This is a genomic window from Pseudomonas sp. Marseille-Q0931 (assembly GCF_940789645.1).
In the GTDB taxonomy this organism is placed as follows: Bacteria; Pseudomonadota; Gammaproteobacteria; order Pseudomonadales; family Pseudomonadaceae; genus Aquipseudomonas.
On sequence record NZ_CALNWT010000006.1, the window covers coordinates 1 to 20,586 of the forward strand.

Sequence of the window (20,586 nt, forward strand, 5' to 3'; positions counted from 1 at the left end):
GAAAAAGGCCACTCAAACGAGTGGCCTTTTTCGTTTGCGCCCGTTGACCAGCACTGGTCAAGCGTATGATCCATCGCTAGAATTGCGCACTTTTTGATCAGAGGCGCCACCCAGGCGCCCTTAGAGGTTAGCCCGCATGTCCACCGCCACCCCGAAAGTCGGATTCGTCAGCCTTGGTTGCCCGAAAGCAACTGTCGACTCCGAACGCATCCTGACCCAGCTGCGCATGGAAGGTTACGAGATCGTACCGACCTACCAGGATGCCGACGTAGTGGTGGTCAATACCTGCGGCTTTATCGACAGCGCCAAGGCCGAGTCGCTGGACGCCATTGGTGAGGCGCTGGCCGAGAACGGCAAGGTGATCGTCACCGGCTGCATGGGCGTGGCCGAGGACAGCATCCGCGACGTGCACCCGAGCGTGCTGGCCGTCACCGGCCCGCAGCAGTACGAGCAAGTGGTCAGCGCTGTGCACGAGGTGATTCCACCGAAGACCGAGCACAACCCGCTGATCGATCTGGTGCCGCCGCAGGGCATCAAGCTGACCCCGCGTCACTACGCCTACCTGAAGATTTCCGAAGGCTGCAACCATACCTGCAGCTTCTGCATCATCCCGTCGATGCGCGGCAAGCTGGTCAGCCGCCCGGTGGGCGACGTGCTCAGCGAAGCCGAGCGTCTGGTCAAGGCCGGCGTGAAAGAGCTGTTGGTGATCAGCCAGGACACCAGCGCCTACGGCGTCGACATGAAATACAAACTCGACTTCTGGAACGGCCAGCCAGTGAAGACGCGCATGCTCGAGCTGTGCGAGGCGCTGTCGTCGATGGGCGTCTGGGTACGTCTGCACTACGTCTACCCCTACCCCAACGTCGACGACGTGATCCCGCTGATGGCCGCCGGCAAGCTGCTGCCATATCTGGACATCCCCTTCCAGCACGCCAGCCCGAAAGTGCTCAAGTCGATGAAGCGTCCCGCCTTCGAAGACAAGACCCTGGCACGCATCAAGAAATGGCGCGAAATCTGCCCTGAGCTGACCATTCGCTCTACATTCATCGTCGGCTTCCCGGGCGAGACCGAAGAAGACTTCCAGTACCTGCTGGACTGGCTGACCGAAGCCCAGCTCGACCGCGTCGGCTGCTTCCAGTATTCCCCGGTAGAAGGTGCACCGGCCAACGACCTGGGCCTGGAGCCGGTGCCGGAGGACGTCAAGCAGGAACGCTGGGAGCGCTTTATGGCGCACCAACAGGCGATCAGCTCGGCGCGCCTGCAGGCCAAGATCGGCCTGGAAATGGACGTATTGGTCGACGAAGTAGACGGCGAAGGCGCCGTGGCCCGCTCCTGGGCCGATGCCCCGGAAATCGACGGCAGCGTGTTCATCGACTCCACCAGCGTCAAGCCGGGCGACAAGGTGCGCGTGCGTATCGTCGATGCCGACGAGTACGACATGTGGGGCGAGCTGGTCTGATCGACCACGCCTTGCAGGAGCCCCGCTCAGTGCGGTAATGCTGTTCACTTAAGGTTGCACACGCTTCGCTCCCCTCTCCCATTTATAGGAAAGGGTTGGGGGAGAGGGCCGAAAACACCGCGAGACTGCCATTTCCCCCTCGCCGAACGCGGCCCGCCCTAACCCTCTCCCCAGAGGGGCGAGGGGACTGATTGCGTTCAACCCATTCTTATGTGAACAGCATTACCGTCAGTGCGGGGCTTTTTTGTCCAGCGCAGCATTCTGATAACCGCTGAACCGACTGGCTACGGCACCTGTGGGAGACGCTTCAGTGGCGAGCTTTTTTCAGCGGTAACACCACTGATCGCGGCTAAAGTCCCTCCCACAAAAAACCGATGCACCGCACTGGCTTCAGCCGCGAAATTCATGGTGCGCCTGTTCGTGGCTGAAGCCACTCCTCCGGATGTCACACTCCGGACGCAGCTTTCTCACCCCCAGCCTGCACCATCACCGGTACAATGGCCTCCTTTTCCTGCCGAGCCAGCCTATGAGCGAACCCACCCGCCTGTCCAAACGCGTCATCGAACTGTTCGGCTGCTCCCGACGCGAGGCTGACCTGTACATCACTGGTGGCTGGGTCACGGTGGATGGCGAAGTGGTCGAGGCGCCCCAGTTCAAGGTCGAGGATCAGCGTGTCGAACTGCTGCCCGGCGCCAGCCTCGAGCCGGTAGACCCGGTCACCCTGCTGGTGCATTGCCCGGCCGGTAGCAGCGCCGCGCAACTGCAGCACCTGCTCGTGCGCGAGCGGCACTGGGAGGACGATCCGCACGCCCAGCGCATTCTGCATGGTCACTTCCTGCGTCAGGAACAGAGCTTGCCGCTACAGAACGGCGCCAGCGGCCTGGTGGTGCTCAGCCAGGATTGGCGCGCCCAGCGCAAGCTGCGTGAAGACGGCGCCAAGTTGGAGCAGGAATACCTGGTCGATGTCACCGGCGAACTGCCAGCCAGCACCTTCGAGCGCCTGAAGAAGGGCCTGATCCACAAGGGCACGCAGTTTCCACCGTGCAAGGCCAGTTGGCAGAGCGAACAGCGTCTGCGCTTCGCCCTGAAGAACCCGGCACCCGACCTGCTGCGGCAGATCTGCACGGCACTGGGCCTGAAAGTGCTGGGCATGAAGCGCATCCGTATCGGCGGCGTGCCGATGGCCAAGCTACCGTCCGGGCAATGGCGCTATCTGGGTGAGAAGGAACGATTCTAAGGCCGTGTTAGGCTGTGCCCGCCACGCTCTCGAGACCACCATCATGCGCACCCTGCTCCTTACCGCCCTCCTCGCCATGAGCCTGCCGAGCCTCGCCGCGCCAGCGCCCTTCTTTCTCTGGCAGAGCAAGGTCGACGGCCACCTGACCTGCGCCCAGACCAGCCCTGGCGAAGGCTGGATTCGTTTCACCGGCCCGTTCCGCGACGCCGGTTGCCGGGTGGCACACGACGCGCCCGTCAACCGCCGCTAAGCAGGACGCCATGCAGCATCTGGTCTCCCCGGTCGGTATCGTCCGTTCCTGTTTCAAGGAAAAGTTCGCCATTCCCCGCCAGCCGCATCTCGCTCCCGCCGCGCGTGGCGTGCTGGAACTGCTGCCGCCCTTCGATCAGGGCGAAGCCGTTCAGGGGCTTGAGCAGGTCAGCCATATCTGGCTGCTGTTTTTGTTCCACCAGGCGCTGGAAGACAAGCCGCGTCTGAAGGTGCGTCCGCCGCGCCTGGGCGGCAATCAGTCGGTTGGCGTGTTCAGCACCCGTGCAACCCATCGGCCCAACGGCATCGGCCAGTCGGTGGTGCGCCTGGAGCGCGTGGAGCCGGGCCGCCTGCACCTGTCCGGTATCGATCTGCTCGACGGCACGCCGGTGCTGGATATCAAGCCCTATGTGCCCTACGCCGATGCCGTGGCCGATGCACGCAATCACATGGCCGAGGCGCCGCCACCGCTGATCGCGGTGGACTGGCAGGAAGATGCGCTAGCGTTGGCGCGTCAGCATGCGCTGCGTCTGGCCGAGCCCCTGGTGGAACTGATAGAGCAATGCCTGGCGCAGGACCCGCGCCCGGCCTATCAGCAACCGCAACCCGAACGACGCTACGGCGCGCGCTTCTGGGATCTGGACGTGCACTGGCATTACCCGGAGCCAGGGCACATCCGCGTACTGGATATGCAATTGGCTACAGCCAACTGAGCGCATGAAGCGTCATTTCGGCCGGCAATGATGCCTGCTTTCCTCGGAGCCAGGCCCTAGGGTGAAGACCTCACATTCATCGAGGCCTTCTCATGCATCCGTATTTTTCCCTTGTCGGCCGCACCGCCCTGGTCACTGGCGGCACCCGCGGTATTGGCCTGATGATCGCCAAGGCTTTCGTCGAGGCAGGCGCTCATGTCTATGTTTGTGCCCGTGACGGCGAAGCCTGCGCGCAAACCGCCAGCGAGCTGTCGGCGCTGGGCCAATGCACCGGCATAGCAGCCAACCTGGCCAGCGAGGAAGGTGTGCAGGCGCTGGCTGCCGAACTGACCGGGCGCATCGATCAGCTGGATATTCTGGTCAACAACGCCGGCACCACCTGGGGCGCGCCGCTGGAAAGCTATCCGGCCAAGGGCTGGGATAAAGTCATGCAGCTCAACGTCACCTCGGTGTTCGGCTGCATCCAGCAGTTGCTACCGCTGCTGCGCAAGGCAGGCTCTACGCAATGCCCGGCGCGTGTAATCAATATCGGCTCGGTAGCCGGCATTTAGCGCCATGGGCGAACAGGCCTACGCATACGGCCCCAGCAAGGCCGCACTGCATCAGCTGTCGCGCATGCTGGCCAAGGAGCTGGTGAGCGAACACATCAACGTCAATGTGATCGCACCGGGGCGCTTCCCGAGCAAGATGACCCGCTTCATCGCCGAGGACGAAGCCGCGCTGGCCGCCGACACCGCGGTGATTCCGATGAGGCGTTGGGGCCGTGAAGAGGAAATGGCCGCCCTGGCGCTGAGCCTGGCCGGCAGCGCCGGCGCCTACATGACCGGCGCCATCATCCCCATCGACGGCGGTTTTCACCTGGGCTGAGGGTCAGGTGCGGAACTGTCGCACCAACCCCTGCAACTCCACACCCAGGCGCGCCAGCTCGGCGCTGGAAGCGGCAGTCTGCTCGCTGGCGGTAGCGCTCTGTTCGCCGATGTCACGCACACGGGTCACGCTTTCGTTGATCGCCTCGGCTACTGCGCTTTGCTCTTCGGCGGCAGCGGCAATCTGCTGATTCATCTGTTCGATGGTGCTGACCGCCTGGGTGATACGGCCGAGCGCATCGCCTGCCTCACCGGCAAGCTCGACAGTGCGGCGGGTCAGATCGCGGCTGCTGTCCATCTGCTGCACCGCGCCCTTGGCCATGCGCTGCAGGCCGGCAATCAGGCTTTCGATCTCCTCGGTGCTGTCCTGAGCGCGCTTGGCCAGTGCCCGTACCTCATCGGCGACCACGGCAAAACCGCGACCCTGCTCGCCCGCCCGCGCCGCTTCGATGGCCGCATTGAGCGCCAGCAGGTTGGTCTGCTCGGCAACGTTGCGAATCACCTCCAGCACGGTACCGATACACACGCTCTCCTGATTCAGGTCGGCAATGGCCTTGGCCGACTGCTCCACTTCGCTGGCCAGGCTGTCGATCTGATCCACGGCCTGTTGCACCACGCGGTTGCCCTGCTGTGCCTCGAGGTCGGCATCACGCGCCGCCAGCGAGGCCTGCTCGGCGTTCTGCGCCACTTCCTGCACGGTGGCCGCCATCTGGTGCATGGCCGTGGCGGTTTGTTCGGTCTCCAGTTTCTGCGTCTGCACACCGGCACTGGTCTGCGCGGTGATCGCTGACAACTGCTCGGCAGCCGCGGCGATCTGCCCGACGCCGCCACCAATGCGACTGACCAGATTGCGCAGGCTGACGGTCATGTCCTGCATGGCGGCGAGCAGTTGCCCGACTTCGTCGCGGCGATCCAGCGGTATGTCCTGGCTGAGATCGCCGGCGGCGATACGCTGGGCAAAGGTCACGGTCTGGCGCAGCGGTGCGACGATCAGGCGGGTGATCAACAATGCGGCGCACAAGCCCAGCACCACTGCCGCAGCGCCCATGATGCCGAGCATTACCAGCGCACGCCGCGTGTCGACGAGCATGTGTTCGTCGGCGCTGGCTTCAGCCGACTCGGCCAGGTCGACCACCGAGCGCGCGCGCTCGATCATGGCTTTTTCGGTTGCCTGGTTCTGCTCACGAAGCTGCTGGTAGTAGAGGAAGGAGCGCTGATACAGGGTCAGCGCCTGCAAGGCGGTGTCGATGGCGGCTTTCTGATCATCGTCGAGCCAGACCTTCAGGCTGCCGGCAACGGTTTGCAGGTCTTCGCTGACGTATTCCCACTCTTCCAGCGCTTCAGCGGAGCCGTCGATGATGTACAGGCTCTCGTGGCCTCGCAGGTCGAGCATGCGCTTGCTCAGGCCGGAGGCGGTTTCCGCCAGAGTCAGCGGGTCGCTGCCGCGCAGGTTGTCACCCTGCAGGCGCAGCTCACGCACGGCGTCGTACATGTCCAGCTCGATCACCTCGAACTGGTCACGGGTTTCTGCTGCGGCGGTGCGCATGTCCTGACGGGCTTCGCGCGCCTTGTCCTGCTGCTCGACATAATTGTCGAACTGTTTCAGGTACTCGGCCGTGGCCTGCTGCATGGTCTTTACGCGCGTACCTTCGGCCGCATTCTGACTCAGGCGCTCCAGCATGCCTTGCACCTTGAGCAGGCTTTCGCGCACTTGCGCCGCGCTCTCCTGAGTCTGCTCGATGGCGAAACTGCGCTCGAGGCGACGTGCCTGGAGAATTTCCTGGTTTACCTGGGCCAGTTGTCCGACCTGCTCGTGCCCCTTCAACACCGCCTGCACGGCCAGATAGCCAATGACCGTCATGGCAGCGGTAAGCAACAGGACCAAACCGAAACCGATGAAAAGCTTCTTGCCCACGGCAAGGTTGGCGAAAAAGCGTGTGGCAGACGTGAACATAAGGGGATAGCTCCGAGTTCTTCTTATTGCAGCCGCGCCTCGTGGGCTCGACTTTATTCGACTGACTAGGCAACAGCTGTGCCATTGCGCATACAGCCTATCGGCAGGAAGTGGGAGCCGCTTGAGTGCTGGCAATTCGCCAATAAATTACTGGCCGCATAGCCAATGTCTTACATGGAAAAAGGAATATTCGGCAATTATCCGCTTATCGATGCCCAATTGCTGGCGATTAACCGCCGATGGCTGAGGCAATCCTTAATCCAGAAAAAAGCGCAGCTTCTGACGAAACTGCGCCTTTATCGACTCGCTGTGCATCAACGTCCGGCGAGCACTGGCACCACCCGCGGTCGCAGCATTTCCCCGGCCACAGTCAGCAGGCCGATGGCACCCGCGATCCAGTACCACTGCGCGACCGGGTCGAACAGCAGCCAGCCCAGCGCATGCAGGAACACCACCATGATCAGCACCGGGCTGACGTAGCGCGCCATGAACAGCCACAGGGCGTAGCCAGCCGGCGGCAGGTCCAGTTCCTCGCGCATGATTTCGCTGCGCAGCGCGTAGCCGGCCAGCAGCACGATGAGGATGCCACCCAGCGGCATCATCCAGCGCGAGGTGAGGTAGTCCAGCCAGTCGAAGAGGTTCTTGCCCAAAGGCGTCCAGCCCGACAGCAGGTTGAACGACAGCATCGCCAGCAGGCTGATCACCAGCAGCACAGCGCCGGAAGCCAGGGCGGCACGCAGACGGCTGATGCCGTGTTTCTCATTCAGATAGGCGACCGTGGCTTCGATCATCGAGATGGCCGAGGTCAGCGCGGCGATCGACACCATGGCGAAGAACAGCACGCCGAACGCGGTACCCAATGGCATCTGCTGGAAGGCAAGCGGCAGGCTCATGAAGATCAAACCTGGTCCTGCCCCGGGGCTCATGCCGTTGGCGAAGATGATCGGGAAAATCGCCAGGCCGGCGAGCAAGGCCACGCAGGTGTCGCAGATCGCCACCAGGAAAGTCGTGCGAGCGATGGACTGGCCATCGGGAATGTACGAGCCGTATGTAAGGATGGCACCCGACGCCAGACTCAGGGTGAAGAAGGCATGCCCCAATGCGGCCAGCAGCGCCTCGCCGGTGATCTTCGAGGCATCGAAATGGAACAGGAAATCGAAACCGGCCTTGAAACTGCCGCTGGTGAAGGCGTAGCCGACCAGTACGATGAGCATCAGGGCCAGGCCCGGCATCATCCAGCGCACCGCGTTCTCGATGCCCTTCTGTACACCCTTGGCCACGATCCACAGGGTCAGCAACGCCACCAGCACGCTCCAGCCACCGAGTTGCCAGGGGTTGGCATTGTGCGCCTCGAACACCCCACCGAGGGCCTCGACGCTGGTGGCAGCCAGTGAGCCGTCGAGCATCTTCCAGGTGTAGGCGAATGCCCAGCCGGCGACGACCACGTAGAAGCACAGGATCATGAAGCCGGCGAGCATGGCCATGCCGCCGACGGCCTTCCACAACGGGTTGCCACCGTTCTCGCGGACCACGCGGCCAATGGCGTCGATCGGGCTGCCACGGCCACGACGGCCAATGGCGATCTCGGTCATCATCACCGGAATACCGATGGCCAGGATGCACGCCAGGTACATCAGCACGAAGGCGCCGCCGCCGTACTCACCGGTGATGTAGGGGAATTTCCAGATATTGCCCAGGCCAACGGCCGAGCCGGTTGCTGCGAGAATGAAGCCCCAGCGCGAGAGCCAGAGGTTCTTCGGTTTTTCACGAGTCATGCGTCACCTGCTTGTTTTTATCTGTGACGGAATCGGACCCGCCGCGCTCGTGGCGCAGCGGAATGCAAGGCTTGGGTTGAAGCCGGAGATGTCACTGGGCGTCGGCTTGCACCTCCGGCGCGGCCAGTTGGAAGGCCTCCAGGAGTTCGCAGCGCGCCGCCATGGCGACAATGCGTGGATACGCGGCAAGGTCACAGTTAAAACGCCGCGCATTATACAGCTGCGGAACCAGACAGGCTTCCAGATATCCGGGGCGCTCGCCGAGCGACAGGCGGCCGTCGAATACGGCCAGGCCCTCCTCCACCGCTGTAAGACCGAGCGCGACCCAGTGCTGATACCAGGCGCTCTTCGCCTCGTCGGAGGCGCCCAGTTCACTGGACAAGTACTGCAGCACGCGCAGGTTGTTCAGCGGGTGCACGTCGCAGGCCAGATGCAGCGCCAGCGCCCGTACCTGCGCACGCTCGGCCGGATCGGCCGGCAACAGCGCCGGCACCGGGAAGATTTCCTCAAGGTACTCGATGATCGCCAGGGACTGGGCGATGCGTACGCCACCGTTTTTCTCGTCCAGCAAAAGCGGTAGCAGGCCCTGCGGGTTCAGCGTGCGGTAGTCGGCGCCATGCTGCTGGCCGCCATCCTTTACCAGATGCACCGGCACTTGTTCGAAGGCCAGGCCCTTGAGGTTCAGGGCGATGCGCACACGGTAGGCGGCGCTGGAGCGCCAGTAGCCGTAGAGTTTCAACATGAGGCTGCGCCTCCAGCGGCAAGCTGCAAGCGACAAGCCTCAAGCAAAAGCCTGCGCGCACACCGCTTGCAGCTTGTGGCTTGCAGCTTATGGCTCATAACGTTCCACCACCTGGTCGATGGCGCCGAAAATGCTCTGGCCAGCTGCGTCGAACATCTCGATGCGCACCCGGTCGCCGAACTTGAGGAACGGCGTTTTCGCCTCGCCCTGCTCGACGATTTCCAGCATGCGTTTCTCCGCCAGGCAGCTGGAGCCGGCGCTACGGTCATAGTTGGACACGGTGCCCGAACCGATGATGGTGCCGGCGCCCAGCGGGCGGGTCTTGGCGGCGTGCGCCACGAGGGTCGGGAAGTTGAAGGTCATGTCCACGCCAGCATCCGGCTGGCCGAACAGCGCGCCGTTGATATGCGAGACCAGCGGCCGGTGCACCTTGCCGTCCTTCCAGCTCTCACCCAGCTCGTCCGGGGTGATGGCGACCGGGGAGAAGCTCGACGACGGCTTGCTCTGGTAGAACCCAAAGCCCTTGGCCAGCTCGCCAGGGATCAGGTTGCGCAGCGAAACGTCGTTGACCAGCATCAGCAGACGGATGTGTCCGCCCGCCTCGGCTGGCGTGGCGCCCATCGGCACGTCATCGGTGATCACCGCCAGCTCTGCCTCCAGGTCGATGCCCCAGGCTTCGTCAGCCAGGCAGATCGGGCTATGCGGCGGGATGAAGGCATCGGCGCCGCCCTGATACATCAGCGGGTCGTGCCAGAAGGATTCGGGCATCTCGGCGCCACGGGCCTTGCGCACCAGCTCGACGTGATTGACGTAGGCGCTGCCGTCGGCCCAATGGTAGGCGCGTGGCAGGGGGCTGTGGCAGGCCGCCTGATCGAAAGCGAACGCGCCCTCCTCCAGGCCATCGTTGAGGCGCTGATAGACCGCCTCCAGCCTGGGCCGAGCGACAGCCCAGTCGTCCAGCGCGGCCTGCAGGGTGATGGCGATCTGCGGCGCAAGCACGGCGCGGGTCAGATCGCGGGAAACCACGATCAGCACGCCATCGCGGCCTTGGTTCAGTGATGCGAGTTTCATCGGTAATCCTTCGAATTCTGAGGTAGGAGCGAGCTCTGCTCGCGAACCCGGACCGAATAAAAAGCTTCGCGAGCAGAGCTCGCTACTACAGGTTTGTTTAACCCTACAGCCCCGGCGCGCGCCAGGAATTGACGTACTCGGCGACATCCACCGCACCGGCGGCATCGGCCACCTCCAGGGCGCGGCGGGTGTCGATCATCACCGCCACCTCGTCGATGAAGGTGGCCGGGTCCTCCTGACTCTTCTTCAACGCCTTGGGATGCGGACCGTGTGGGAAGCCACAGGGGTGCAGGGTAACCATGCCCTGCTCGATGTTGTCGCGGCTGAAGAAGTTGCCACGGTGGTAGAACAGCACTTCGTCGTAGTCGTCGTTGTTGTGAAAGAACGGCACCTTGAGCGCGCCGGGGTCGGATTCCACCGGCCGCGGGGTGAAGGTGCAGATCACGAAGCCATTGGCGACGAAGGTGGTGTGCACCGAGGGCGGCAGGTGGTAGCGATGGCTGATCAGCGGACGAATGTCGCGCCAGTTCAGGCGCACCACGGTGTTGTCGCCGTGCCAGCCGACCACGTCCAGTGGATTGTAGGGATAGGTCACGGTACTGATCTGGCCGCGCCGCTTGATGCGAATCTGCCAGGTGTTTTCGTCCTGCTGCGCCTTGAAGGCGTCATCGATATGCGGATGCTCCAGCACCGCCAGGTCGAAGATTGCCTGCGGGCCGAGCAGACCCTTGTCCGGCAACTGGTAGGCGCCGTCGGTGTTCTCGATCAGCAGGAAGTAACTCGGCGTGCTGGCTTCGATACGCCAGGCGGTGCCGCGGGGGATCAGCAGGTAGTCGCCGTCGCGATACTCCAGGTGGCCGAAGTCGCAATAGAAATGCCCACTGCCTTCATGGACGAACAGCAGCTCGTCGCCGTCGGCATTGCGCACCAGATGGCGCATGGCGCCGTGGGTGCGCCAGACGCGCAGCTTGACGTCGGCGTTGTGCAGCGTCAGCGGCGCCGCCAGCGGGCAATCGCGCTCGCTGGGGATGTCGTTGAAGTTGAACGCGTGCGGGCGCAGCGGGCCTTGCCAGTCGATCCAGCCGGTGGGCGGATGCTTGTGGTGCAGGTGCGCGGTGGGGCCGAAGAAGCCCTCGCGGCCCATTTCGCGCTCGTAGGTGCCCTGCGGCAGATCGCAGTGCGCCTGGCGTGAGCACTCGCCTTCACGCAGGGGAAAGCGGATCCATTGACGGCTCATGGCATCACTCCTCGGAGATCACACCGCGACGCAGCTGGTCTTCCTCGATCGACTCGAACAGCGCCTTGAAGTTGCCCTCGCCGAAGCCCTGGTTGCCCTTGCGCTGGATGATCTCGAAGAAGATCGGGCCGATCACCGTGTTGGTGAAGATTTGCAGCAGGATGCCGTCATCGCCAGGCGCGCCATCTATCAGGATGTTCAGCTCGCGCAATACGTCGGTCGGCTCGCCATGCCCGGCGACGCGGGTATCAACCTTCTCGTAGTAAGTGTCCGGGGTGGTCATGAAGTCGACGCCATTGGCACGCAGCTGGCGAACGGTGGCGTAGATGTCGTCGGTGGACAGCGCTATATGCTGGATGCCTTCACCGTGGTATTCACGGATGAATTCCTCGATCTGCGATTTGTCGTCGGCCGACTCGTTGATCGGGATGCGGATCTTGCCGCACGGCGCGGTCATGGCGCGGGAGAACAGGCCGGTGAGCTTGCCTTCGATGTCGAAGTAGCGGATCTCGCGGAAGTTGGCGATACGCTCGTAGAAACCGGACCAGACATCCATCTGCCCACGGCGCACGTTGTGGGTCAGGTGGTCGATGCACTGCAGGCCGACGGCGTTGTCGTTGGGGCTGCGGCCTTCGACGTACTCGAAGTCGACGTCGTAGATGGTCTTGTCGCCATAGCGATCGACGAGATACAGCAGCGAGCCGCCGATGCCTTCGACGCAGGGAATGTTCAGCTCGCCGAAGTTGGCGTGGCTGCCCACCAGTTTGGCGCCCTGCTGCTCGACGTAAGCAGCGGCCTGCGCGGCGTTCTTGACCCGGAAGGCCATGGCGCAGGCGCTGGGGCCGTGCTTCTCGCCAAAGGCACGCACATGCCCGGTGGGGCTGCCATTAAGCACGATGTTGATGTCGTTCTGCTGGAACAGCCACACCTCTTTGGAGCGGTGCTTGGCAGTTTCGGTAAAGCCCATGGCGGTGAACAACCCGCGCAGTTGCTCGATGCCTTCGGCAGTCGGTGCGGTGAATTCAACGAACTCGAAGCCGTCGGTGCCGATGGGATTGTGCTGCTCGATCTTGTTCACGGCGTTCATCTTGCCTCCTGATTGTCATTGTTATGGCGAACGCACGAATGCGCTGCGGACAACCTCATGACAACCGAGCGCAGACCCGCTCTCAAGATGGCTTGCGACACTTCGACACAGTAGCCAAGCGCAGCACCGGCAAATTTTCGTTACGCCAGGCCATTCATGCAGACATCGCCCCGCTTGGCGTAAAGGAAACCTTACACACCGGTCTGCCGGCTTGCCGCTGGCACTCAGCCAGAACGTGAGAAGGTGTAGGCGCGTTCGACCTTGGCCACGCGTGTGGCGAAAGCGGCGTACCAATCGGCTCGCCCCTGTTCACGCACAATGCTGTGCTCGGCATGCTCACGCCAGGCGCGGATTGCCTCCTCGCTCTGCCAATAGGACAGGGTGATACCCAGGCCATCGCTGCGCGCCGACTCCACGCCGAGAAAACCGGGTTGTTGCGCGGCCAGTTCCAGCATGCGTTGCGCGGCCTCGGCGTAGCCGGTGTCCATCTCCGTGCGCTGGGAGGTGAAGATCACCACGTAATAGGATGGCTCCGGCGTAGCGGCGATCACGAGGCCACGGCCAGATGGGCTTCGTGCACCGACTGCACCGCACAGGCGCCGACCAAACCGGCCACAACCGGCGGCAGACGGCCTTCCAACGCCGCACGCTCGGGCTGGAACAGGGTCGCGATGAAGAAAGGATGATCCTCAAGCTCGATGGCGCGTACTGCGCCCGCTTCGTCATGCCCGGAGGCCTTCAGCGCCTGCGCCATCAGCGGCTCGACGAAAGCGTCACTCAAGCCGTAGCGGCACAGATACTGCTCACTGATCTCGCGCACGCCGTACAACTCGGCGATGCGAGAACCAGAAACCAGGTGCACATGCTCGCTGACGTCCAGCAGTGCACAAGTCAGCGGCGCGATCAGCTGAGTCTGCGCCTGCGGCGACAGTTCGGCGTGCTCGGCATCGACCCAACCCAGGCGGTTACGCGCGTATTCGAGCAGCGCGTGCTGGAAGCCGCCACAGGTGCCGAGGAATGGCACCCCCTGCTCGCGGGCAAAATTAATGGCGCGTAGCGCGCCCTCGGTCGCGACATAGGGGCTGCCAGGCACGCACCAGATGCCGTCATAGGCCATCAGGGCGGCATCCTCGAGAATGCCGTCAGTGGCCAGCCAATCATGCTCGACCGCCACTCCCAGGGCTTCACTGGCCAGGCGCAACGCCTCGGGGATGGCCCGGTGCGCGGTGATCGCCGGATCGTAATCACCGACCAGCGCAACCCTGACTCGACACTTGCTGTACATACGCTTTCCCTCCAACTTGCATGGCAGCCTCCTTGCCACTATAAGATGGCGCTCGCGCAATAATAATTGGCGAATAGACAAGCAGAGATTGCAGCCATGCAATATCAAATTGACCACACCGACCTCTCGCTGGTACTCGCTCTGGTGCGCGGCCGCTCCCTGGCGCGGGCCGCAGAACTGCTGCAGGTGGACGTCTCCACCGTATTTCGCGCCGTACGCCGGCTGGAAGCCGCATTGGGTGTGGCGCTGTTTGAAAAGAGTCGGCGCGGCTACGAACCCAGCGAAACCGCACGCGCCCTGGCGGAACAGGCCGAACGCGCCGAACAGGCGCTGGATGCCGCGCGAGTGGCGCTGGAGCTGGGCAAGCAGGTGGTCAGTGGCACGGTGCGCCTGACCTGCACCGACGCCGTACTGAGCAGCCTGCTGCTACCGGCCATGGCGCGTTTCATGCCCAATTACCCGGCCCTGGCGCTGGAGTTGGTAACGTCTAATGACTTCGCCAACCTCAGCCGGCGCGACGCCGACCTTGCCCTACGCCTGACCAACGAGCCACCGGAGCACCTGGTGGGCCGGCGTCTGGCCAAGGTGTCCTATCTGGTTTGTGCGCGCGATGATGGTCAGGATCGCAGCGACCTGGCCCGTCAGATCTGGATCGCCCCGGACGAGGCGATGCCGGATCACGCCACGGTACTGTGGCGCCTGCGCGAATTGCCAGGCGTCACGCCCAATTACCGCTGCAGCAGCATGTACGCCGTAGCACAACTGGCGCGCGCCGGCTTGGGCGTTGCTGCCCTGCCCGACTTCGTGCTGCGTGCCCATCCGGAGCTCAAGGCACTCGGCCCGCCCCTGGCCGGCTGCGACACCGAACTTTGGCTGCTGACCCGCCCCGACTGCCGGGCGTTGCGCTCGGTGCAGACGCTGTTCGAGGAGTTGAGCGAAGCGTTGATGAGCGATAGCTGAGGCGGAACGTCGCCGCTAAAGCGCCTCCCACAGAGCAGGAGAGGCAGTCGTTGTAGCGGTGGAATCTTGTGGGAGGGGCTTTAGCCGCGACTGTCCAGGAAGCTGCGTAGCCCGGATGCAATCCGGGGACATTGGTTGCGCAAAAGAGCATCGCGGCTGAAGCCGCCCCTACCTATCCCGTAGAAGGCCCGTAGGGCGGGTGCAACCCGCCAGGCCGCTGATGGCGGGTTGCACCCGCCCTACAACTGTCATTCCTTGGAACGGCCGAGCGTCATTCCGATTCAACCGCGAAGTAGCAACTCACCCCTGCTGCAAATGCCCATACAGCTTGGCGTACAGCCCGCCTTCGGCGATCAGTTGCTGATGGTCGCCATCCTCGGCAACGCTGCCGCCATCGAACACCAATACCCGATCGGCCTGCTTCACCGCACTCAGGCGGTGGGCGATGATCAGCGTGGTGCGGCCTTCGAGAAATTGCGCCAGCGCTTCGTGCAGGGCGTACTCGGTCGCCGCATCCAGCGCCGAAGTGGCTTCGTCGAGGATCACCACCTTGGGTTCTGCGAGCACCATGCGGGCGATGGCCAGGCGCTGGCGCTGGCCGCCGGACAAGCGCACGCCACTGCGTCCGACAACGCTGTCCAGCCCCTGCGGCAGTTGCGCAATGGTGTCGTGCAACTGGGCGATGCGCAGCGCCTGCCAGCAGGCCTCGTCGCTGCGCTCGCGGCCCATGGTGAGGTTGGCGCGCACCGTGTCGTTGAACAGCGCCGGGTGCTGCAGCACCACCGCAACGTTGTCACGCACACCGTCCAGGCCGATCTCCTCCAGCCTGCTGCCGCCGAAGCGGATGCTGCCGGCCTGCGGCGTATACAGCCCCAACAGCAGTTGCACCAACGTGCTCTTGCCGCCGCCCGATGCGCCAACGATGGCGACCTTCTCGCCTGGGCCAATGGACAGGTCGAGACGATCCAGCACCGGCTCGTCGCCATAGCCGAAGGTCAGCCCGCGCACCTCGATGCCCACCGTGTCACGGCCCTTGAAGGGATCGACGCGCCCTTCGTACTGCGGCTCATCCTTGCGCGCCAGCAGCTCGTTGATCCGCGTCAGCGCACCACCGGCTGCATAGAAGGCGTACTGCAGGCTGAGCAGTTGCTCCACCGGGCCGATCATGAACCACAGGTAGCTGAACACCGCGAGCATCTGGCCGATGGACAGGTCAGAGAACAGCACGGTGAGCATCGCCGCGGCGCGGAACACATCGATGCCGAACTGGAACAGCAGGCCGCTGGCACGGTTCGACGCGTCGCTCTTCCATTGCGAGGCTACGGCGTAATCGCGCACCTCACGCGCCCGACCGCCAAGGCGACCGAGGAAATAGCCCTGGCGGTTGCCGGCACGCACTTCCTGGATCGCTTCTAGGGTCTCAGTCAGCGCCTGGGTGAAGCGCGAGGTGCTGTCATTCTCCAGCTTCTTCAGGTGCTTGACCTTCTTGCCCAGCAGCACGGTGGCGTAGATCACCAGCGGGTTGAACAGCAGGATCAGCAGGGCCAGTTGCCAGTGCATCCAGATCAGGATGGCCGAGGTGCCGACCAGGGTCAGGATCGCCACCAGAAAGCGGCTCAGGGTCTCGCCGACGAACTTGTCGAGGGTATCCAGATCGGTAACCAAGTGAGTGGTCACCGTGCCGCCGCCCAAACTCTCGTATTCGCCGAGGGAGATGCGCTTGAGCCGTTCGATCAGGCGCATGCGGATGCGGTAGACAATGTCCTTTGACAGCCTGGCGAACAGGCGTGCCTGCAGCACGTTGAAGATCAGCGCCGAGCCGCGCAGCAGCAGGGTCAGCAACAGCATCAGACCGATATAGCCGGCGGCCGTTTCCCAGTCGGCGGGCAGGAAGTTGTCCATCACCTTGAGCGCCGCATCGCCGTCGTGCAGCAGCACTTCGTCCACCAGCAACGGCAACAGCAACGGGATCGGCACGCTGCACAAGGTCGCCAGCACGGCGACCAGGTTGGCCAGAATCAGCGCTTTCTTGTGACGCAGGGCCAGGCGACGGATTTCTGCCCAGCTCAACCGATCAGGCATTGGCGGCGCGCTCCAGCCAGCGGCCCAGCAGCGGAGACAAGGCATCGAGTGGCTGGTAGCCATTGGTCAGCAGCGCCAGCTGACCGTCGCGCTCGGCCAGCAAGGTAGGGAAACCGGCGATGCCCAGATCCTGCACCCAGCTGAAGTCCGCGGCCGTGGCCTCATGCATGGCCTGGCTGTCGAAGGCCTCGGCGAACTCGATGCGCGGAATCCCGGCCTGCTCGGCCAGCTGTACCAGCACGCTGGCCTGGGTGACGTCGGCGCCCTCGGTGTAAAAGGCACGCTGGATCAGCTTGAGCAGGGTCCAGGCGCTGGGCGTATCGAGGTTGCGTGCAGTGACCAGCGCGCGGCAGGCCGGCTCGGTGTCATACACCAGCCCCTCGGGCAGGCCTCGGTCGAAATCGAACAGCTGCCCGGTGCTGGCATTCACCGCCTGCCAATAACCCAGGTAACGCACGCGCGCGGCGGCATCGATCGCCACCTGATCGCGGCGCAGGCCGCCCACCACGATCTGCAACGGCACGCCGGCTGCCGCCGCCTGCTCCGCCAGTTCCTCGACCACAGGTGCGAAGCCCCAGCACCAGGAGCACATCGGGTCCATTACGTAGAGCAGGCGGCTCGCCATGGGTCAGGCCTCGTTCAGTTGGCGGGGATCACGGCCGATGGGATGCGGCTGGTTTCGCTGGCGCGCCAGTTCGATCTGCTTCTGCCGCTCGCGGGCGCTCTCGCGGGTCTTTTCCGGCAGCGAATCCCAGCAGTGCGGGCAACTGACGCCGGGGCTGTAGAACTCGGACTGGCGGTCCTCAACGGAGATCGGGGTGCGACAGGCATGACACTGATCGTAGTCGCCTTCGGACAGGTCGTGGCGCACGGTCACACGGTTGTCGAAGACGAAGCAGTCGCCTTGCCACTTGGTCTGATCCTGCGGCACTTCCTCGAGGTACTTGAGGATGCCGCCCTTGAGGTGATAGACCTCCTCGAAGCCTTCGCCGAGCATGTAGCTGGAGGCTTTCTCGCAGCGGATACCGCCGGTGCAGAACATCGCCACCTTCTTGTGTTTGCTCGGGTCGAAGTGGGCCTTGATGTACTCGGGGAACTCGCGGAACGACTTGGTCCTGGGGTCGATGGCACCCTCGAAGGTACCGATGGCTACCTCGTAGTCGTTACGCGTATCGATCAGCAATACTTCCGGGTCGCTGATCAGAGCGTTCCAGTCCTGTGGTTCGACGTAGGTGCCGACGCGCTGGTTGGGGTCAACGCCCGGCACGCCGAGGGTGACGATTTCCTTCTTCAGCTTGACCTTGGTGCGATAGAACGGCTGTTCATCGCAATAGGATTCCTTGTGGTCGATATCGGCCAGGCGAGCATCCAGGTGGAACCAGGCGAGCAGCGCATCGATGCCGGCGCGGCTGCCGGACACGGTGCCGTTGATGCCTTCTTCGGCGAGCAACAGCGTGCCCTTGATGCCATTGTCGATGAGGGTTTGCAGCAAAGGCTCGCGCAGCGCCTGGTAATCCGGCAGGGAGACGAATTTATACAGCGCCGCGACGACGATCTTGTCGGTCATGAATATTCTCTCAGTAGTCGCCCACGTAAAGGGCGGACTGGCGTGACATGAAAAACGCCGGCATGGCCGGCGCGGAGGGATTGTAACAAAGCAGAGAATCGCCGGGGCGGGTTGGCGACAAGGCGCGACAGCCTGTCACGTAGCCCGGATGCGATCCGGGAACTGCCGATGGGTTTCCCCGGATTTCATCCGGGCTACCTCAATGACCACCACGGCAGGTCGGCGAGGCCGGTGCCACGCCTTGCGCTGCCCACTCCTGCGGCGTGTAGGTGTGCAGCGCCAGCGCGTGGATCTGCTCCATAAGCTCGCCGACGGTGGCATAGACCTTCTGATGTCGCTTGACCGCATTGAGCCCGGCAAACGCCGGGCTGACGATCACCGCCTTGTAGTGGGTTTCCAGGCCGCGGCTGTGCATATGGCTCTCGTCCAGCACCTCGAGATGCTCGGGCTCCAGCGCAGCGAGGGCAGCGGTGATCAGGTCTTGCTTGGACATCTTGAGCTCCATCAGGGTTGTTTCGGCAGTCCGAGCTCGCCGCTCATGTCGGCCAGCAGCTTGTTCACCTCAGGCACCGCGGCTTCCAGCTTGCTCTGGGTGATCTGCGCGGATTGCGCGGTCAAAGTCGGCATCTTCTGCAGCACCTTCTGCCCCAGCGGCGACTCGTAAAAGGCAATCAGATCCTTGAGCTCCTGCTCGTTGAAGTTGCTGGTGTAGAGCTTGACCATGTCCGGCTTCAGCTTGTCCCAGCCTACCGCCTTGTCCAGCGCGGCATTGGCCTTGGCCTGATAGCTCTCCAGCACCGCCTTCTTGCCGTCCGGCGCCTCGGCGAAACGCTGGGCGAACATCTGCTGCACCTGGCCGTACACGGGCACGGTCAGCTTGTCGGCATGGGCCAGCTTGAGAAAACGCTCGGCATCGGCGGCGTGGCTGGCGGCATCGGCCATGGCCAGGGATGCGCTCGCGCTGAGCAGTATGGCGGTGCAGAGTGTGGAGAAACGGAGCATGGGAGGCGTCCAGGGTTATGAATGAGTCTGGGTAGACTGCGGTGGCGGCATTTTGTGCCCTGCGCCCAAAACCCTCAAGCGATGCGAGTTGTGCACTGGCTCACAGCAGCCATGCAGACCGGCGCACCCGCTGGTCAGTTGCCAAAATGCCAGTACTTGCTCATGCTTGGGCGAGCTCGGCATCCTGCGTGATATTCACCATTCTTATCAAGGTGTGCGCACTCCCCGGACTCGGCAATTGATAGCCAGCCTGCGCACAAACATGGACGTGCCCGATGACCAGTCTCACCTCACATGAGCCGCTTCCGCGCCAGCCACTCTGCGACAGCAAGGGCCGCTTGCTGGACGAGGCCATCGGCTGGTCCAGCCGCCCGCAAGTGGACTGCGCCCTACGCGGCCATCTGGGACGGCGCAAACGCTGGAACCACTGGTGCATCACCACTCCGCAATGGATGCTCGCGCTGACCCTGGCCGACCTTGACTACCTTGGTTACGGCGCCGCCTATTTTCTCGATCTGGAGTCCGGCCAGTCGGTCGCCCACGCTCGGTTCCGCCTTTTCGCCCTGGGCTGCCAACTGCCCGACCTGCCGCAGGAGAGTCACGCCTTCAACCACTCTCGTCTGCAGCTGCGTGCCGACGAACATCCCGGGCGTTTGCGTCTTACCGCATCAGCGCCCGATATCGGCGGCCAACCGCTGCAGATCGCCCTGGACATTCAGCGACCTGCGCACCTGCAATCGGTCAATCTGGTGGCGCCACTGAAAAATGGTGGTTTCCATGCCACCAGTCGCCACCTTGGGCTGCCCACCGCCGGCAGCCTGCAACTGGGAAACAAGCATTACAGCTGCGTGCCTGGCCAGAGCTTCGCCGCGCTGGATTTCGGTCGTGGCGTCTGGCCGCTGCACAGTCACTGGCAGCGAGCCGCTTTCGCCGCCGCGGGCGGTATCGCCGGCAATTTCGGTACGGGCTGGCTGGATCACAGCGGCCTGTCGGAAAACGCCCTGTGGTTCGGCGGTGAAGTACAGCTGCTCGACAGCCCGCTGCATATCGTCCGCAGCTCGCAGGCGCCGCTGGCCCCCTGGCGCCTGGACAGCGAAGACGACCGCGTGTCCCTGCGCTTCACCCCTCGCCAGTTACATAGAGCCTGTCCCAAGTTTGGCCCCTTCCGCGCCAACACCGCACAGCGCTTCGGCCACTATGATGGTGTGCTGCGCGGCCCGAAGGGCGAGCGTGTTCCGGTAGATGGCGCGCTGGGCTGGCTGGGCGAAACCCACGCCCGCTGGTAATCGGCGCGATAGAT

At 63.6% G+C, this 20,586-nt stretch carries 19 protein-coding genes and 1 pseudogene; 7 read left to right on the forward strand and 13 right to left on the reverse strand.

Features of this window, described 5'->3' with window-relative positions:
* Positions 1–136: 136 nt before the first annotated feature.
* From rimO to P3C50_RS12155, 5 genes and pseudogenes are all read left to right on the forward strand, one after another.
* Positions 137–1,459: a 30S ribosomal protein S12 methylthiotransferase RimO gene (rimO, locus tag P3C50_RS12135; RefSeq protein ID WP_275546201.1), complete on the forward strand. Its 1,323-nt coding sequence runs from the start codon at positions 137–139 to the stop codon at positions 1,457–1,459.
* Positions 1,460–1,985: 526 nt separating this feature from the next.
* A complete protein-coding gene (locus P3C50_RS12140) occupies positions 1,986–2,696 on the forward strand; it encodes an rRNA pseudouridine synthase (protein ID WP_275546202.1) in 711 nt (236 codons plus the stop codon).
* A gap of 43 nt (positions 2,697–2,739) precedes the next feature.
* Positions 2,740–2,946, forward strand: coding sequence for a hypothetical protein (locus P3C50_RS12145; protein WP_197856711.1), 207 nt, complete (start codon positions 2,740–2,742; stop codon positions 2,944–2,946).
* 10 nt (positions 2,947–2,956) lie between these two features.
* Complete coding sequence (gene tsaA / locus P3C50_RS12150) at positions 2,957–3,658, forward strand: tRNA (N6-threonylcarbamoyladenosine(37)-N6)-methyltransferase TrmO (RefSeq protein WP_275546203.1); 702 nt, start codon at positions 2,957–2,959, stop codon at positions 3,656–3,658.
* Positions 3,659–3,750: 92 nt separating this feature from the next.
* Positions 3,751–4,525, forward strand: a pseudogene (locus P3C50_RS12155) (SDR family oxidoreductase).
* A gap of 3 nt (positions 4,526–4,528) precedes the next feature.
* Here P3C50_RS12155 and P3C50_RS12160 read toward each other — a convergent pair.
* From P3C50_RS12160 to P3C50_RS12195, 8 genes are all read right to left on the reverse strand, one after another.
* Complete coding sequence (locus P3C50_RS12160) at positions 4,529–6,478, reverse strand: methyl-accepting chemotaxis protein (RefSeq protein WP_275546204.1); 1,950 nt, start codon at positions 6,476–6,478, stop codon at positions 4,529–4,531.
* A 314-nt stretch (positions 6,479–6,792) separates the two neighbouring features.
* Positions 6,793–8,253 carry a sodium-dependent transporter gene (locus P3C50_RS12165; protein WP_275546205.1) on the reverse strand — a complete coding sequence of 487 codons (1,461 nt, stop codon included), beginning with the start codon at positions 8,251–8,253 and terminating at the stop codon, positions 6,793–6,795.
* A 91-nt stretch (positions 8,254–8,344) separates the two neighbouring features.
* On the reverse strand, positions 8,345–8,995 hold the full coding sequence (maiA, locus tag P3C50_RS12170; protein ID WP_275546206.1) for a maleylacetoacetate isomerase: 651 nt from the start codon (positions 8,993–8,995) through the stop codon (positions 8,345–8,347).
* An 87-nt stretch (positions 8,996–9,082) separates the two neighbouring features.
* Complete coding sequence (locus P3C50_RS12175; RefSeq protein ID WP_197856717.1) at positions 9,083–10,066, reverse strand: fumarylacetoacetate hydrolase family protein; 984 nt, start codon at positions 10,064–10,066, stop codon at positions 9,083–9,085.
* Positions 10,067–10,169: 103 nt separating this feature from the next.
* Positions 10,170–11,303: a homogentisate 1,2-dioxygenase gene (locus P3C50_RS12180; protein WP_275546207.1), complete on the reverse strand. Its 1,134-nt coding sequence runs from the start codon at positions 11,301–11,303 to the stop codon at positions 10,170–10,172.
* A 4-nt stretch (positions 11,304–11,307) separates the two neighbouring features.
* Complete coding sequence (gene hppD, locus P3C50_RS12185) at positions 11,308–12,390, reverse strand: 4-hydroxyphenylpyruvate dioxygenase (protein ID WP_275546208.1); 1,083 nt, start codon at positions 12,388–12,390, stop codon at positions 11,308–11,310.
* Between the two features lie 224 nt (positions 12,391–12,614).
* Complete coding sequence (locus tag P3C50_RS12190) at positions 12,615–12,941, reverse strand: antibiotic biosynthesis monooxygenase family protein (protein ID WP_275546209.1); 327 nt, start codon at positions 12,939–12,941, stop codon at positions 12,615–12,617.
* A complete protein-coding gene (locus tag P3C50_RS12195; RefSeq protein WP_275546210.1) occupies positions 12,938–13,675 on the reverse strand; it encodes a CTP synthase in 738 nt (245 codons plus the stop codon). The genes P3C50_RS12190 and P3C50_RS12195 overlap by 4 nt, the downstream gene beginning before the upstream one ends.
* 96 nt (positions 13,676–13,771) lie before the next feature.
* On the opposite strand from P3C50_RS12195, the gene P3C50_RS12200 reads away from it, so the two are divergent.
* Complete coding sequence (locus tag P3C50_RS12200; protein ID WP_275546211.1) at positions 13,772–14,635, forward strand: LysR family transcriptional regulator; 864 nt, start codon at positions 13,772–13,774, stop codon at positions 14,633–14,635.
* A 300-nt stretch (positions 14,636–14,935) separates the two neighbouring features.
* On the opposite strand, the gene P3C50_RS12205 is transcribed toward P3C50_RS12200, so the two are convergent.
* The 5 genes from P3C50_RS12205 to P3C50_RS12225 all read right to left on the reverse strand — a co-directional run bounded on the left by P3C50_RS12205 (position 14,936) and on the right by P3C50_RS12225 (position 19,286).
* On the reverse strand, positions 14,936–16,717 hold the full coding sequence (locus tag P3C50_RS12205) for an ABC transporter ATP-binding protein (protein WP_275546212.1): 1,782 nt from the start codon (positions 16,715–16,717) through the stop codon (positions 14,936–14,938).
* Positions 16,710–17,342 carry a DsbA family protein gene (locus P3C50_RS12210; RefSeq protein WP_275546213.1) on the reverse strand — a complete coding sequence of 211 codons (633 nt, stop codon included), beginning with the start codon at positions 17,340–17,342 and terminating at the stop codon, positions 16,710–16,712. Before P3C50_RS12210 ends, P3C50_RS12205 begins: the two co-directional genes overlap by 8 nt.
* 3 nt (positions 17,343–17,345) lie before the next feature.
* On the reverse strand, positions 17,346–18,284 hold the full coding sequence (locus tag P3C50_RS12215) for a rhodanese-related sulfurtransferase (RefSeq protein ID WP_197856725.1): 939 nt from the start codon (positions 18,282–18,284) through the stop codon (positions 17,346–17,348).
* A gap of 199 nt (positions 18,285–18,483) precedes the next feature.
* The gene (locus P3C50_RS12220) at positions 18,484–18,777 is read right to left on the reverse strand and encodes a BolA family protein (RefSeq protein WP_275546214.1); all 294 of its coding nucleotides are present in this window, start codon (positions 18,775–18,777) and stop codon (positions 18,484–18,486) included.
* Between the two features lie 11 nt (positions 18,778–18,788).
* Entirely contained in the window at positions 18,789–19,286 is a 498-nt protein-coding gene (locus tag P3C50_RS12225) for a DUF2059 domain-containing protein (protein WP_275546215.1), read from the reverse strand.
* A gap of 275 nt (positions 19,287–19,561) precedes the next feature.
* Here P3C50_RS12225 and P3C50_RS12230 point away from each other — a divergent pair, with 275 nt between their 5' ends.
* Entirely contained in the window at positions 19,562–20,572 is a 1,011-nt protein-coding gene (locus P3C50_RS12230; RefSeq protein WP_197856728.1) for a DUF2804 domain-containing protein, read from the forward strand.
* The last annotated feature ends 14 nt before the right edge of the window (positions 20,573–20,586 follow it).

Bases quoted from the DNA above. Each gene is read 5' to 3' on its own strand.
- rimO (WP_275546201.1), top strand. From the start codon at position 137: ATGTCCACCGCCACCCCGAAAGTCGGATTCGTCAGCCTTGGTTGCCCG.
- P3C50_RS12140 (WP_275546202.1), top strand. From the start codon at position 1,986: ATGAGCGAACCCACCCGCCTGTCCAAACGCGTCATCGAACTGTTCGGC.
- P3C50_RS12145 (WP_197856711.1), top strand. From the start codon at position 2,740: ATGCGCACCCTGCTCCTTACCGCCCTCCTCGCCATGAGCCTGCCGAGC.
- tsaA (WP_275546203.1), top strand. From the start codon at position 2,957: ATGCAGCATCTGGTCTCCCCGGTCGGTATCGTCCGTTCCTGTTTCAAG.
- P3C50_RS12160 (WP_275546204.1), bottom strand. From the start codon at position 6,478: ATGTTCACGTCTGCCACACGCTTTTTCGCCAACCTTGCCGTGGGCAAG.
- P3C50_RS12165 (WP_275546205.1), bottom strand. From the start codon at position 8,253: ATGACTCGTGAAAAACCGAAGAACCTCTGGCTCTCGCGCTGGGGCTTC.
- maiA (WP_275546206.1), bottom strand. From the start codon at position 8,995: ATGTTGAAACTCTACGGCTACTGGCGCTCCAGCGCCGCCTACCGTGTG.
- P3C50_RS12175 (WP_197856717.1), bottom strand. From the start codon at position 10,066: ATGAAACTCGCATCACTGAACCAAGGCCGCGATGGCGTGCTGATCGTG.
- P3C50_RS12180 (WP_275546207.1), bottom strand. From the start codon at position 11,303: ATGAGCCGTCAATGGATCCGCTTTCCCCTGCGTGAAGGCGAGTGCTCA.
- hppD (WP_275546208.1), bottom strand. From the start codon at position 12,390: ATGAACGCCGTGAACAAGATCGAGCAGCACAATCCCATCGGCACCGAC.
- P3C50_RS12195 (WP_275546210.1), bottom strand. From the start codon at position 13,675: ATGTACAGCAAGTGTCGAGTCAGGGTTGCGCTGGTCGGTGATTACGAT.
- P3C50_RS12200 (WP_275546211.1), top strand. From the start codon at position 13,772: ATGCAATATCAAATTGACCACACCGACCTCTCGCTGGTACTCGCTCTG.
- P3C50_RS12205 (WP_275546212.1), bottom strand. From the start codon at position 16,717: ATGCCTGATCGGTTGAGCTGGGCAGAAATCCGTCGCCTGGCCCTGCGT.
- P3C50_RS12210 (WP_275546213.1), bottom strand. From the start codon at position 17,342: ATGGCGAGCCGCCTGCTCTACGTAATGGACCCGATGTGCTCCTGGTGC.
- P3C50_RS12215 (WP_197856725.1), bottom strand. From the start codon at position 18,284: ATGACCGACAAGATCGTCGTCGCGGCGCTGTATAAATTCGTCTCCCTG.
- P3C50_RS12220 (WP_275546214.1), bottom strand. From the start codon at position 18,777: ATGTCCAAGCAAGACCTGATCACCGCTGCCCTCGCTGCGCTGGAGCCC.
- P3C50_RS12225 (WP_275546215.1), bottom strand. From the start codon at position 19,286: ATGCTCCGTTTCTCCACACTCTGCACCGCCATACTGCTCAGCGCGAGC.
- P3C50_RS12230 (WP_197856728.1), top strand. From the start codon at position 19,562: ATGACCAGTCTCACCTCACATGAGCCGCTTCCGCGCCAGCCACTCTGC.